Annotated in this window: 15 protein-coding genes; 14 read left to right on the top strand and 1 reads right to left on the bottom strand. The window is 35.6% G+C overall.

Annotated elements, in window-relative coordinates; genetic code table 11:
• Window positions 1-11 precede the first annotated feature (11 nt).
• The 8 genes from RA0C_RS00400 to RA0C_RS00365 are packed head-to-tail and all read left to right on the top strand — an operon-like array spanning window position 12 to window position 6,928.
• Window positions 12-1,202 (top strand): alanine dehydrogenase, encoded by a 1,191-nt coding sequence (locus RA0C_RS00400; protein ID WP_004917747.1) that lies wholly within the window; start codon window positions 12-14, stop codon window positions 1,200-1,202.
• A complete protein-coding gene (locus RA0C_RS00395; protein WP_004917745.1) occupies window positions 1,202-1,573 on the top strand; it encodes a hypothetical protein in 372 nt (123 codons plus the stop codon). The genes RA0C_RS00400 and RA0C_RS00395 overlap by 1 nt, the downstream gene beginning before the upstream one ends.
• On the top strand, window positions 1,573-2,415 hold the full coding sequence (locus RA0C_RS00390) for a prephenate dehydrogenase (RefSeq protein ID WP_004917743.1): 843 nt from the start codon (window positions 1,573-1,575) through the stop codon (window positions 2,413-2,415). The genes RA0C_RS00395 and RA0C_RS00390 overlap by 1 nt, the downstream gene beginning before the upstream one ends.
• Window positions 2,416-2,425: 10 nt before the next feature.
• Window positions 2,426-4,174, top strand: a complete 1,749-nt coding sequence (locus RA0C_RS00385; protein ID WP_004917741.1) for a TrkH family potassium uptake protein — start codon at window positions 2,426-2,428, stop codon at window positions 4,172-4,174.
• A 7-nt stretch (window positions 4,175-4,181) separates the two neighbouring features.
• Entirely contained in the window at window positions 4,182-4,874 is a 693-nt protein-coding gene (locus RA0C_RS00380) for a potassium channel family protein (protein ID WP_013447221.1), read from the top strand.
• Between the two features lie 3 nt (window positions 4,875-4,877).
• A complete protein-coding gene (locus RA0C_RS00375; protein ID WP_004917736.1) occupies window positions 4,878-5,498 on the top strand; it encodes an NUDIX hydrolase in 621 nt (206 codons plus the stop codon).
• A 28-nt stretch (window positions 5,499-5,526) separates the two neighbouring features.
• Window positions 5,527-6,333 (top strand): lysophospholipid acyltransferase family protein, encoded by an 807-nt coding sequence (locus tag RA0C_RS00370; RefSeq protein ID WP_004917734.1) that lies wholly within the window; start codon window positions 5,527-5,529, stop codon window positions 6,331-6,333.
• Complete coding sequence (locus RA0C_RS00365; RefSeq protein WP_004917730.1) at window positions 6,317-6,928, top strand: L-threonylcarbamoyladenylate synthase; 612 nt, start codon at window positions 6,317-6,319, stop codon at window positions 6,926-6,928. The genes RA0C_RS00370 and RA0C_RS00365 overlap by 17 nt, the downstream gene beginning before the upstream one ends.
• On the opposite strand, the gene RA0C_RS00360 is transcribed toward RA0C_RS00365, so the two are convergent.
• Window positions 6,925-8,202: a replication-associated recombination protein A gene (locus RA0C_RS00360; protein ID WP_004917728.1), complete on the bottom strand. Its 1,278-nt coding sequence runs from the start codon at window positions 8,200-8,202 to the stop codon at window positions 6,925-6,927. The two genes, RA0C_RS00365 and RA0C_RS00360, sit on opposite strands and share 4 nt — an antisense overlap.
• A 79-nt stretch (window positions 8,203-8,281) precedes the next feature.
• On the opposite strand from RA0C_RS00360, the gene yidD reads away from it, so the two are divergent.
• The 6 genes from yidD to RA0C_RS00330 all read left to right on the top strand — a co-directional run bounded on the left by yidD (window position 8,282) and on the right by RA0C_RS00330 (window position 13,229).
• Window positions 8,282-8,536, top strand: coding sequence for a membrane protein insertion efficiency factor YidD (gene yidD / locus RA0C_RS00355; protein ID WP_013447220.1), 255 nt, complete (start codon window positions 8,282-8,284; stop codon window positions 8,534-8,536).
• Between the two features lie 7 nt (window positions 8,537-8,543).
• Complete coding sequence (gene lgt, locus RA0C_RS00350) at window positions 8,544-9,395, top strand: prolipoprotein diacylglyceryl transferase (RefSeq protein ID WP_004917725.1); 852 nt, start codon at window positions 8,544-8,546, stop codon at window positions 9,393-9,395.
• Between the two features lie 140 nt (window positions 9,396-9,535).
• Entirely contained in the window at window positions 9,536-9,907 is a 372-nt protein-coding gene (gene mscL / locus RA0C_RS00345; protein WP_004917723.1) for a large conductance mechanosensitive channel protein MscL, read from the top strand.
• A 76-nt stretch (window positions 9,908-9,983) separates the two neighbouring features.
• Complete coding sequence (locus tag RA0C_RS00340; RefSeq protein ID WP_004917720.1) at window positions 9,984-10,640, top strand: YggS family pyridoxal phosphate-dependent enzyme; 657 nt, start codon at window positions 9,984-9,986, stop codon at window positions 10,638-10,640.
• Window positions 10,641-10,676: 36 nt separating this feature from the next.
• Complete coding sequence (locus RA0C_RS00335) at window positions 10,677-11,861, top strand: sigma-54-dependent transcriptional regulator (RefSeq protein WP_013447219.1); 1,185 nt, start codon at window positions 10,677-10,679, stop codon at window positions 11,859-11,861.
• 30 nt (window positions 11,862-11,891) lie between these two features.
• Window positions 11,892-13,229, top strand: a complete 1,338-nt coding sequence (locus RA0C_RS00330) for an MATE family efflux transporter (protein WP_013447218.1) — start codon at window positions 11,892-11,894, stop codon at window positions 13,227-13,229.
• Window positions 13,230-13,291: the final 62 nt, after the last annotated feature.

Raw genomic sequence — 13,291 nt, 5'->3', positions numbered from 1 at the left:
TCCTAATAACTATGAGTAGTACGATATTTACTCCATTTAAAGAAGAACAACTTCTACCAAAAGAAGAACGATTAGAAATTATAAAAAAAGGGCAAAGGCTTTTCATAGGTATTCCTAAAGAAACTTGCCTAAACGAAAAAAGGCTCTGCCTAACTCCCGATGCGGTGCAGGTTCTCACGCAAAATGGGCATCAGGTTATTATAGAAAGCGGGGCTGGTGAAGGCTCGTTTTTCACCGATTTGCAATACTCCGAGGCGGGAGCCATCATCACCAATGACCCTAAAGAAACTTTTGGGCAACAGCTTGTGCTAAAGATAAATCCTCCTACAGAAGAAGAGATTGAGTATCTAAAACCATCTTCTTTTCTAATTTCAGCGTTGCAAGTTAATCTTCAGACACCTCATTATTTTAAAAAATTAGCCGAAAGAAAAATCACCGCCATTGCTTTTGAATTTATTAAAGATGAATACCAGCAGTTGGCATTAGTAAGATTGATTGGCGAAATTGCGGGCAATGTTGCTATTCTTTATGCTTCGGAACTTTTGGCACAGTCCAACGGCTTGATGTTAGGCGGTCTTACAGGCGTAAGACCTACCGAAGTGGTGGTTTTAGGGGCGGGTATTGTAGGTGAGTTTGCGGCAAAAACGGCTATTGGACTTGGGGCTAATGTTAGGGTTTTTGATAACTCTCTGGCAAAGCTAAGACGACTGCACAACTTTATAGATAATAGAGTTTCTACCTCGATTATAGACCCTAAAGAGCTAACGAAAAGCCTTAGAAGAGCCGATGTTGTAATAGGAGCCTTACAAAGGCACAATCTGCCTCCTGTTGTAACGGAAGAGATGGTACAACTGATGAAAAAGGGCAGCGTTGTTATAGACCTTACCATTGATTACGGTAAATCTATTGAAACCGCAGAACTAACTACCCAAAGCAACCCTATTGTTATAAAACACGAGATTGTTCATTCTGGAATTCCGAACCTAACGTCTAAAACGCCTAGAACTACTACCAAAGCCATTAGTAATTTCTTCTTGAGCTATCTGCTACAGTCTGACCACGAAGGTGGATTGGAAACGATGCTCCTAAAAGATAGCAGTAGCAAAGATGCTATCTATATGTATAAAGGCCGACATACGAAGAAAATTGTTTGTGAAAAATTTGGATTAAACTACCACGATATAAACTTATTAACCTTCTAATGAGAAAACTCAAATTTTATTTAATAGGACTTATACCAGGATTTATTATTGTATTTTTTGTACTTAATCAGAAAGGGGTGAGTTGTAGTGGCTACCTTCCTAACAGCCGTGTAATTGCAGAAACATTGTCTAAAGAGTTCAGCTATTCCGAAGAGTTCAAGGTTCAAATGCAACATCTACAAATCACCGAAAGTTTTTTAAAAGATAGCCTTATTACCCACGGCGAGATAAACTTCCAAAAGAGTAATGCTCAAAAAAAGCCTTGCCCTTCTTATCTACTCTACTATCCTAAAAAAAATCCGATGTACGAAATCAGTTTTGAAAAATGTGAGAAAGAAGCTCGTTTCTTTAACCTTAAATCTCTTAAATAATGGTTGTAGGACTAATTGGCGTTGGGCTAATTGGCGGCTCAATGGCTCTAAAACTGAAAAGTAAAAACACTTCAATACAAATATGTGGTACAGATAACTCTACTGACCACCTCAACGAAGCCCTAGCATTGGGCATCATAGATGAAGCTGATGATTTGGAAAATACAGTAAAAAAGGCTGACCTCATCATCATAGCGATTCCTGTAGATGCTACCCAAAAGATACTGCCTAGTGTATTGGATTTACTAGACCAACATCAAACCGTAATGGATACTGGTTCTACAAAATTGGGAATTGTAAATGCTATCAAAAATCACCGAAATAGAACTCGTTTCGTAGCTTCGCACCCTATGTGGGGGACGGAAAACAGCGGACCTAAGTCAGCCCAATTAGACTCTTTTTCTGGCAGAGTAGCCGTTCTTTGCGATGCTGAAGATTCTGCAAAAGACGCTGTGGAAAAAGTATCCGAAGTTTACCAACTTTTGGAAATGAACCTCGTGGAAATGACTTCCGAACAGCACGATATACACACGGCTTATATTTCGCACATTTCACACATTACCTCTTATGCTCTAGCCAATACGGTTTTAGAAAAAGAGAAGGAAGAAGATACTATTTTCCAGTTAGCCAGTTCGGGATTTTCTAGCACGGTAAGGTTAGCAAAATCTCACCCCGAAATGTGGGTTCCTATCTTTAAACAAAATAAAGAGAATGTACTAGATGTACTTAATGAGCATATTTCTCAATTAAGAAAATTTAAAGCCGCATTAGAGAAAGAAAATTATGATTTCCTAGAAGAACTCATCAAAAATGCCAACAGAATAAGAGGTATTTTGAAATAAATTTTTAATAATGATTATTAACTTTAAACTTCTCTATATATTTTCCTTTATCATCAGCACCCTAGGGATTGTTGCTTTCTTTGGCGATTTTGGTTTTAACCAATCTAAAGATTCTAGAATGATGTTTGATGGCTACTACCACTTCGCTATTGCCATAGGACTCATTTCCACTGCTGCCAGATATTATGAGAAAAGAACTTCTGTTAATCGGAAAGCTTTCATTTTTGATTTAGCTACGGTAATATTTACGGTGGTTATTTTCTACTTTCATTTTTTAAGCCCATTGTACGGTAGCCTAGACCGTTTTTTTGAAAGTAGATATTGGGTTATTATGGCAGTGGTATTTACTTTTATAAGAGAGTTTTCGGATTTGAAAATCAATTTTAAAAGGACGATACTCAATCCAGCCCAATTATTCATCAGTAGTTTTATTGTGATTATACTAATGGGAGCTTTTCTGCTCACGCTCCCCAAAGCTACCACACACGGGATTTCGTTTTTAGATGCTTTGTTTACCTCTACTAGTGCGGTTTGTGTTACGGGCTTATCGGTACTGAATACGGGTAGTGATTTTACAACTTTTGGTAAACTTATCATTATTATTTTAATTCAGATTGGAGGTTTAGGGATTTTAACTTTTGCAAGTTATTTCAGTTACTTTTTCAAAGGCGGCACCTCTTACGAAAACCAATTGGCTCTAAGCGATATGACGAGTTCAAAAAAACTCGGCGATGTATTCTCTACCCTAAAAAACATTATTCTCATTACTTTTGGGATAGAACTCTTCTCTGGAATTTTGATATATACGAGTGTAAGCTCCACCTTGTTCACTTCGGAATTTCAGCACATCTTTTTTTCTATTTTTCATTCCGTATCTGCCTTTTGTAATGCAGGGTTTTCTACGCTAGATGCTAATCTTTATGATAGTGCTTACAAATACAATTATTACTTACATTTAGTTGTTATTTTCACTTTTGTTTTCGGAGGTTTAGGCTTCCCTATCGTAGTAAATATCATCAACTATATTAAATATAAAATCGCCCATATAAGTCCATTCTCCGAACAAAAAAGAAGGTACAGACCTTGGGTATTAACCTTGGATAGCCGCATCACTTTGGTAACTACCGTATCTCTCACAATAGTTGGTACTATTATTTTTTACATTTTAGAATATCACAACACTTTAGCAGAACATGAAGGTTTTGGGAAATTCGTAACCGCTTTATTTGGTGCTACTACACCTAGAACGGCAGGGTTTAACACCATTAACAATGCCTCTATGTCCTTCCCTACCATTATGATTGTCTTTTTACTCATGTGGGTAGGAGCTTCACCACAATCTACTGGTGGTGGTATTAAAACGAATACTTTTGCCATAGCATTCCTTAATGTATTAAGCCTTGCCAAAGGTAAATCTAAAGTAGAAATTTTCCGAAGAGAAATCGCAGATATTTCTATACGAAGAGCTTTTGCTATTATGACTTTATCTCTTATGGCGATAGGATTAGGCATTATGCTCATTACTTTTTTTGACCCAGACAAAAACCTTCTAGATATTTCTTTTGAATGTTTCTCTGCTTATAGTACCGTAGGGCTAAGCCTAGGTATTACCGCCTCTCTCAGCGAAGCCTCTAAAATGGTACTCATAGGCATTATGTTTGTAGGGCGTATCAGTATGTTATCTTTAGCCATTGCTATCGTTAAAAAATCTAAGTATAAAAATTATAGCTATCCAAAAGAAGAAATAACCATAAATTAAAAACAAAATGAAATATATTATAGTAGGATTAGGAAACTTTGGAGCTTCTTTAGCTCAAAAACTAACGGTTCAAGGCAACGAAGTTATCGGGATAGATAATAGTGCCGCCAAAGTAGATGCCTATAAAGAAAAAATATCGCATACCATCTGTATGGATTCTACCGATGAATTTACTGTTTCGGGGCTTCCCATCAAAGAAACTGATATTTTCGTGGTTGCTATTGGCGAAGACCAAGGTGCTAATGTAATGACCACTGCTCTCCTTAAAAACTTACAAGTAAAACGGCTCATAAGCCGTGCCATCAATCCTCTTCACGAAAAAGTATTACAAGCCATTGGCGTTGATGAAATAGTACACCCAGAAGAAGAAACAGCCGAAAGATGGGCAAAAAAACTATGTCTAAGCAATGTTGTAGATTCTTTTGAACTAAACCAAGAATATAGCATTATAGAAGCTAAAGTACCAGAAGAATATATTGGGAAGACTATTCGTGAGATAGATTTCCGCAAAAAATACAACTTAGCCGTTCTTACCATTATAAGGAAAGTAGAAGTTAAAAGTCTTTTAGGCAAAACCAAAACAGAAAACAAAGTACTAGGTGTGGCAGCTACAGATACTCTACTAGAAACTAATGATATACTAGTAATTTATGGTTCTAACAAAGATTTAAAAGGTTTTTTAAAACAAAAAATGGATTAAAAAATGAAACTTGGTAGAGATTTAATTAAACGAATTAAAATCGCTCCTTTGGAAGGAGAGAATGCTCATAAAGTCTACGCTCCTCCCCAAAGACCTGTCTACTCTTATGATGAAATACTCGCTAAAAAACCAAAGTTAGCTGCTGTTAATATTTTACTTTACCTTAAAGGTAACCAATGGCATATCCCACTTATGGTGAGAACAGCCAATGTTAATGACAAACATAGTGGACAAATCTCTTTACCTGGTGGAAAAAAAGAAGTTTCTGATGAAACATTTGCCCACACCGCTCTGCGTGAAACTACAGAGGAACTAGGCATTATTCGCCCTTACTTGAGATTGATACGAAGTTTAAGCCCATTGTATATTCCACCTAGTAATTTTTATGTTCATACTTATGTTTCATACACCAAAAAAAATCCGAAATTTACCTTACAAGAGTCAGAAGCCCAAGAGTTGATAGAACTACCTCTATCCTTACTTTTAGACCTTCCTAAAACACCCATCAAAACCCCACTTAACAAAAATATAGAAGTCCCCGTTATACCATACAAAAACCACAATATATGGGGTGCTACTTCTATGATTTTGTACGAGTTTAGTCAGTTGTTAAAAAATATGTAAATTTGCACGCTAAACAGAGGCGTAACCGATGGCAAAAAAAACAATATTTACCGATTCATTCGGAAATTTATACTTTCTTAAGAGATTTATTATTTTCATTTTAGGGATAATATCTTACAGAAGGTTCAACGGATTTAATAAACTTAAAATATCAGGTACTGAACATTTGGTAGATTTACCTGAAAGTAATGTTTTGTTTGTATCTAACCATCAGACCTATTTTGCTGATGTGGCGGCTATGTATCACGCATTTTGTGCCGTAAATAATGGTTATCATAATACGATAAAAAATCCTGTTTACCTACTTAATCCTAAAGTAGATTTCTACTATGTGGCCGCAGAAGAAACAATGAACAAAGGTATCCTTGCCCGAATTTTCAAACTAGCAGGTGCCGTAACAGTAAAAAGAACTTGGCGTGCCGAAGGCAAAAATGTTAACCGTATGGTGGATATGAGCGAGGTGGAAAACATCATTAAAGCCTTAGATAACGGCTGGGTAATTACCTTTCCACAAGGGACGACTTCGGCATTTGCACAGGGAAGAAAAGGAACCGCTAAGCTAGTAAAACAGCAACGTCCTATCGTGATACCTATCAAAATCAATGGATTTAGAAGGGCTTTTGACAAAAAAGGACTTAAAATTAAAGTAACAGGCGTAGAACCAACTATGGAATTTAAACCTGCTCTTGACATTGATTATGAAAACGAGTCTGCACAAGAGATTTTACAAAAAATAATGGAAGCCATAGAGCAAACTCCAGAGCATAATATTCTCCACGAATACGACGAGGAACTAAAACGAAAAAAAGAAGACAACCATGGCGAAGGTCATTAAAATCTACTCCCAAAACCCTCAAGAAAACCTTATAAAAGAGGTCATTAAAACCTTAGACAACGGAGGGCTTATCATCTATCCGTCCGACACGGTTTACGCCTTGGGGTGCGATATCAATAACATCAAAGCAATGGAGAAACTCGCTGCTCTAAAGAAAATAAAACTAGAGAAAGCTCACTTTTCTATTATTTGTAACGATTTAAGTCATCTTTCATCTTTCACTAAACCTATTGACAATTCTGTTTTTAGATTATTAAAAAGTCATATTCCTGGAGCGTTTACCTTTATTCTAGAAGCTAATAAGAATTTACCTCTTGCTTATAAAGGTCATAAAACCGTAGGTATTAGAGTGCCAGACCACCCTATTCCGCAACTTATTGTAGAAAAATTAGGCCGTCCTATCGCTTCAACTTCTATAAAAGACGACGATGAAATTATAGAATATTCCACAGATCCAGAACTTATCGCTGAAAAGTATGACCACTTGGTGGATATTGTCATTGATTCAGGCTATGGTGATAATGTGGCTTCTACCATTGTAGATTTAACTTCTGGTGTTGCAGAAATCATTAGACAAGGTAAGGGAGAACTCTAGTATTTATCGCCCCACTTTTTAGAAATTTGTTCTTTTATTTTTCTTTCGGTGGCATTATCTCCTGAACGATAAAAAGAAACTCCAGATAATTCTTCAGGAAAAAATTCTTGTGATACAAAACTTCCCTCGTAGGCGTGAGCGTAGCGGTAATCTTTACCATAGTCCATTTCTTTCATCAGTTTTGTAGGTGCATTTCTTAGGTGCAACGGCACAGGCAAATGAGCTGTTTTTTTCGCCAACGCCAACGCCTCATTGATAGCTTGATACGCTGAATTACTCTTAGGTGAGGCCGCTAAATAAATCACACATTCGCTAAGGATAATACGAGATTCTGGATAACCTATAACATTAACCGACTGAAAACAACTGTTAGCCATTGTAAGAGCGTTAGGATTAGCCAAGCCTATATCTTCTGCCGCCAATATCAAAAGTCGCCTTGCAATAAACTTAATATCTTCGCCCCCCACGAGCATTCTCCCTAACCAATACAAAGCAGCATTAACATCGCTCCCTCTAATGGATTTTATAAAAGCTGAAATTACATCATAATGCTGCTCTCCATTTTTATCATAAACAGGTATAGTTTCTTGTAAAACTTTCAGAATAGTCTCACTAGATAACTGGTTTTGCCCAGAGCCTTTATACTGATTAAGCACCCACTCTACTGAGTTAATGAGCTTTCTAGCATCGCCTCCCGAATATTGTATAAACCCTTGATTGTTTTCAATAGTAAAATCTGTATTTTCATCTTGATTAAAACGAGCGACCGCAATAGTAGCCAGTTCTTCCAATTTTTCGTAACTCAATGGTTTCAAAATATAAACTTGAGAACGAGACAATAATGCCGAAACGACCTCAAAACTAGGATTTTCGGTAGTTGCTCCTATCAGAATCACCCAGCCTTTTTCCACAGCGTGAAGCAAAGAATCCTGTTGTGATTTGTTAAATCTATGAATTTCATCTATAAACAAAATAGGAGATTTACCAGAAAACAAATGTTGCTTTTTGGCATCATCTATCACTTCTCTTACCTCTTTTACCCCACTAGAAACCGCAGAAAGTTTAAAAAATTTTCGTCCCGATTGCTCCGAAAGAATTTCTGCTAAGGTAGTTTTACCCGTTCCTGGAGGTCCCCATAAAATCAGAGAATTAAGTCGGTCAGTATCCAACATTTTTCTTATCGTTCCGTCTTTACCTGTAAGATGTTCTTGCCCAAGCATTTCATCTAAGGTTTTAGGGCGTAATTTCTCTGCTAAAGGGATATTTGAATTCAAAGTATGAGATATTAAAATTATTTAAACTAGAAACAAAATTAAACTAATTTTCATTTTTTTAGTCTATTTTTGCAATGTTTTGAAAGTAAATTTTAATAACATATTGATTTTCCCTTTGGTAATTCTCATCAAGTTTTACCAAAGTGCCATTTCTCCTTGGCTGGGAAATAATTGCCGTTATCAGCCCACCTGTTCACATTATATGCTACAAGCCTTGAGAAAACACGGATTTTTAAGTGGATTTTGGCTAGGCATAAAAAGAATTGGACGATGCCACCCATGGGGAGGAAGTGGCTATGACCCTGTACCTGAAAAGAAACACAAAATAAACTAAAAGCATAATGACACAATTTTTATACACCACATGGGACCCATCTAAAGGGATAGAATTAGGCAATTTTTTTACTATTCACTATTACAGTCTAATGTTTGTTTTAGCATTCGGCTTAGGCTTTTTGATTATGAAAAAGTTTTTCAAAATAGACGGTGTAGATGAAAAATATTTAGAACCTCTATTCACATGGACTTTAGTCGGTACCATCTTTGGAGCGAGGTTAGGACATGTTATTTTTTATCAACCTGAACTTTTTAAGGAAGATTTTTGGTCAGTTTTTCTGCCTATTCGTACACAGCCTAGCTTTGCCTTTACAGGCTTTTCTGGACTTGCAAGTCACGGAGCTGCCATTGCACTCATACTTACCACCCTCTACTACAGTTTAAAAATCATCAAAAAAAATCCGTTTTGGGTATATGATAGGCTAGGTATTGTAATTGCCTTAGCTGGTGTTTTTATTAGGATAGGAAACTTTTTCAACTCAGAAATTATAGGAAAACCAGCTCCAGAAGGCTCTTCTTTTGCCGTATTATTCCCTCAACAAAGTATGGAATACGGTGCAATTGTCCCTAGATACCCTACACAATTATTCGAATCTTTTGGCTACCTATGTCTATTTATGTTGCTCATTTTCTTATATTTTAAAACCCAAAAGAAATATCAACAAGGGTGGTTATTCGGTTTATTTTTGGCTCTATTGTGGGCAATAAGATTTACTGTAGAATTTTGGAAAGAACCACAAGGTGACGAGTTTATTCAGTTTGCAGGACTTAACACAGGTCAAGTTTTATCTATCCCATTTATGATAGCTGGAGTAGCTATTATGTTTATATCAAAGCGATTTAAAGTCAGTAAATAGTAGTAATCTATATAACTAATTATTAACATATTACACTCTTTAATAAAAATAAAAATAAAAGTATCTATAACTACGTCGTCATATTTTACGATATAATTAACATTTTTTAATATATTTGTATTAAATAAAAATACAATATTATGGGATTTATTAAAGAATTTAAAGAATTTGCTCTTAGAGGCAATGTTATTGACTTAGCAGTCGGTGTAATTATAGGAGGAGCTTTCGGGAAGATTGTAAACTCCTTCGTGGAGGATGTCGTTACCCCTGCACTACTTAGTCCAGCGTTAGAAAAACTTGGAGCAGAAAATATAGCTCAATTGTCTTGGAACGGCATTAAATATGGAAGTTTCCTTTCTGCTGTTATCAGTTTCTTATGTATAGCTTTTGTTTTGTTTGTAATGATTAAAGGTATTAACAAAATGAAGAAAGAAGAAAAAGTAGAAGAAGCTCCAGCAGGACCTACACAAGAAGAGCTTTTAGCAGAAATAAGAGATTTACTAAAAAAATAATTCCAACAATATTTTTGCAACCGCCATATGGCGGTTTTTTTTATTTTTGCTCAAAGATTATTATAGTACTATTATTATGTCAGTAGAAGCTAATTACAGTAAACTCATATCACAAATTCCTAAAACTGTAAATCTTGTAGCCGTTTCTAAAACTTATCCAGTTGAAGATATACAAAAAGTTTACAATTTAGGACATAAAGTATTTGGAGAAAACAAAGTACAGGAGTTGGTTGCCAAACATACTGAGTTGCCAAGTGATATACAGTGGCATCTTATAGGGCATCTACAAACCAATAAGGTTAAATATATTGCTCCTTTTATACACACTATACAAAGTGTGGATTCGGAAAAGCTATTACAGGAAATAGATAAACAAGCAGGAAAACATAAGAGACTCATCAATATTTTACTTCAAGTAAAAATTGCAGAAGAAGATACCAAAACAGGTCTAGAAGTGAATGAAGTAAAAGAGTTATGTGTTAAAATAAAACAAGGCGAATTTCCTAATATCAAATTGCAAGGATTAATGGGAATGGCGACTTTTACCGATGATGAAACCCAAATCAGAAGAGAATTTTCTTTTCTGAAACAGCTATATGATTATCTTTCAGATTCTCATCAATTAAATACTCTATCTATGGGTATGAGTGGTGATTTTCCTCTAGCCATAGAATGCGGAGCTAATTCTATTAGAGTTGGGTCTGCCATATTTGGTGCGAGAAACTATCAATAATTTAGAATTTAATTTAAATATAACTATCTTTGTTCTATGCAAAAAATATTAATTGTAGAAGACGAAAAAGCCATTTCAGGCTTGCTTAAAAATATTCTTTCTGAGGAAATTAAAGATTATGAAATTTTAGTAGCTGATGATGGACTAGAAGCTTATAAACTAATAGAAAAAGATGATTTTTCTCTAGTAATATCCGATATAAAAATGCCAAAAGTCTCTGGTACAGAACTTTTACAAAAAGCATTGGAAATAAAACCAGATACTGCTTTTGTGATGATTTCTGCCCACGGAGACATCAATACAGCGGTACAATGTCTTAAACAAGGTGCTTATGACTTTATAGAGAAGCCTATAGACCTCAACAGACTTATCACGAGTGTGAGAAATACTTTAGAGCGAAAGGAACTCAAAACTTCTAACCAAATCTTAAAGAAGGAGAATACTCAGCTTAAGAAAAAAGTAAATAAAAAATACCAAATGATTGGTAGCTCGGAAGCCCTTAAGAAAATCCAAAATATGATAGACAAAGTGGCTCCGTCTGATGCTAGAGTTCTCATTACTGGACCTAATGGTGCTGGAAAGGAACTAGTGGCTCACGCTTTACATTCTCAAAGCGAACGCTCCAAAGGTCCTATGGTAGAAGTAAACTGTGCTGCCATACCTTCGGAATTGATAGAAAGCGAATTGTTTGGACATATGAAAGGTTCTTTTACAGGTGCTGTTAAGGATAAGTCTGGTAAATTTGAACAAGCTAATGGAGGGACGATATTTTTAGACGAAATAGGTGATATGAGCTTGGTGGCACAAGCCAAAGTGCTCAGAGCCTTACAAGAACATAAAGTATCTCCTGTCGGAAGTGACAAAGAAATAAAAATAGATGTAAGAGTTCTAGCAGCAACCAATAAAAACCTACAAAAAGAAATAGAAGAAGGAAGGTTTAGAGAAGATTTATACCACCGACTTTCGGTAATAGAAATACAAGTTCCTGCTCTTAATGATAGAAAAGAAGATATACCTCTACTAGTGGAACATTTTGCACAAAATATAGCTTCTGAGAATGGTAGCCCTGTAAAAGAATTTAGTAAGGAAGCTCTAAAAGCTCTTCAAAATTATGATTGGACGGGGAACATTCGTGAATTAAGAAATGTCGTGGAAAGGCTAATTATATTAGGCGAAAACCCTGTAAGTGAGAATGATATTTCCAACTTTGTTAAAAAGTAAAGGAAATTCTTATAAATTTATCATGATATTATGTCTTTCTTAGATACAGCTTATACTAAACGACTTATGGAGCTTGCTTTACCCGTGATGCTAACACAGGTAGGGCAAGTTTCCGTTAATTTATTTGATAATATTATTGTAGGAAACTTACTAGGAGCCGATGCACTGGCTTCGGTTTCTTTGGCAAACGGTATATTTTTTTCCATTTTTGTAGTGGCTTTGGGATTTTCTTTGGCTATTCCACCTTTGGTTTCAGAAGCTCAAACTAGAGAAGACCATCAACAGATTAACCAAGTTTTTAGCCACGGACTTATTGTAAATGTTAGTATTGGGATTCTTCTCATTCTTCTGATTTTTGGTATTAGTCCATTGATGTATCATCTTGACCAGCCTCCTCACATAATGCCAGATGCGGAAACCTACCTTAAAATAGTTGTAGTAAGTATTTTCCCTTTTATGATATTTCAAACTATGCGAGAGGTTTCAGAAGGTCTTTCATTTACTATCGGGGTTACTAAAGCAACTATTATTGCTAATATTATCAATATTATTTTAAATTATATTTTGATAAAAGGATTTTGGATTATCCCTAGTTTTGGAGTTGCTGGTTCTGCATACGCCACACTTATTGCGAGAATATTCATGGTGTTTTTTCTATTTTTCGTAATGAGAAAAGAGAAAGTGACTCGCCGATATATGGATGACTTTAGTTTAAAGCTAAGTTTACTTAAGAAACAAATGTTTACCAAACTCCTTAGGTTAGGATTTCCGATGTCTTTACAAATGTTTTTTGAGGTAACTGCATTTGCTGCGGCTGCTTTTATTTGTGGTAAAGTAAGTGCTAGAGATATTGCTGCTCATCAGATTGCGTTGAGTATGGCTTCCTTCACCTTTAATCTTTGTATAGGGTTTAGTGTAGCTTCCACCATTATGATAGGTAATAAAGTAGGAGAAAAAAACTTTATCGAAGTAAGAAAAGTGGGCATTAACAACCTGAAAATAGTTTTCCTATTTATGCTGATTTGCGGTATGGTTTTCATACTTGGTAGAGAAGTTCTTCCTACTTTCTTTACTAAAAAAGAAGATGTGGAGGTATTAGTTTTAGCTTCTCAACTGATGATTATTGCCGCTCTTTTTCAGCTTTCAGATGGTATTCAGGTTACAGCGTTGGGGCTTTTGAGAGGATTACAAGATGTTAAAATTCCTAGTTTTATTACATTCATAGCCTATTGGCTGATTACCTTACCATTGGGATATTATTTATGTATCAATCTAAACATGGGAGCTTTTGGAATGTGGATAGCCCTAGGAATTGGCTTAACAATTTCCGCCACGCTTCTGGTGAGACGATTTCTTACAACGGTTTGATTTTATCCTCAATTAAAACGTTCTATTTTCGTTTAGCGGAATTTCGTTATTTTTGTGGAAAT

The sequence above is a fragment of the Riemerella anatipestifer ATCC 11845 = DSM 15868 genome (assembly GCF_000252855.1).
Lineage (GTDB): Bacteria > Bacteroidota > Bacteroidia > Flavobacteriales > Weeksellaceae > Riemerella > Riemerella anatipestifera.
This window is presented reverse-complemented; position numbering and strand designations above follow the sequence as displayed.

Coding starts and splice junctions, on each gene's coding strand:
- RA0C_RS00400 (WP_004917747.1), top strand. CDS start 12: ATGAGTAGTACGATATTTACTCCATTTAAAGAAGAACAACTTCTACCA.
- RA0C_RS00395 (WP_004917745.1), top strand. CDS start 1,202: ATGAGAAAACTCAAATTTTATTTAATAGGACTTATACCAGGATTTATT.
- RA0C_RS00390 (WP_004917743.1), top strand. CDS start 1,573: ATGGTTGTAGGACTAATTGGCGTTGGGCTAATTGGCGGCTCAATGGCT.
- RA0C_RS00385 (WP_004917741.1), top strand. CDS start 2,426: ATGATTATTAACTTTAAACTTCTCTATATATTTTCCTTTATCATCAGC.
- RA0C_RS00380 (WP_013447221.1), top strand. CDS start 4,182: ATGAAATATATTATAGTAGGATTAGGAAACTTTGGAGCTTCTTTAGCT.
- RA0C_RS00375 (WP_004917736.1), top strand. CDS start 4,878: ATGAAACTTGGTAGAGATTTAATTAAACGAATTAAAATCGCTCCTTTG.
- RA0C_RS00370 (WP_004917734.1), top strand. CDS start 5,527: ATGGCAAAAAAAACAATATTTACCGATTCATTCGGAAATTTATACTTT.
- RA0C_RS00365 (WP_004917730.1), top strand. CDS start 6,317: ATGGCGAAGGTCATTAAAATCTACTCCCAAAACCCTCAAGAAAACCTT.
- lgt (WP_004917725.1), top strand. CDS start 8,544: ATGACACAATTTTTATACACCACATGGGACCCATCTAAAGGGATAGAA.
- mscL (WP_004917723.1), top strand. CDS start 9,536: ATGGGATTTATTAAAGAATTTAAAGAATTTGCTCTTAGAGGCAATGTT.
- RA0C_RS00340 (WP_004917720.1), top strand. CDS start 9,984: ATGTCAGTAGAAGCTAATTACAGTAAACTCATATCACAAATTCCTAAA.
- RA0C_RS00335 (WP_013447219.1), top strand. CDS start 10,677: ATGCAAAAAATATTAATTGTAGAAGACGAAAAAGCCATTTCAGGCTTG.
- RA0C_RS00330 (WP_013447218.1), top strand. CDS start 11,892: ATGTCTTTCTTAGATACAGCTTATACTAAACGACTTATGGAGCTTGCT.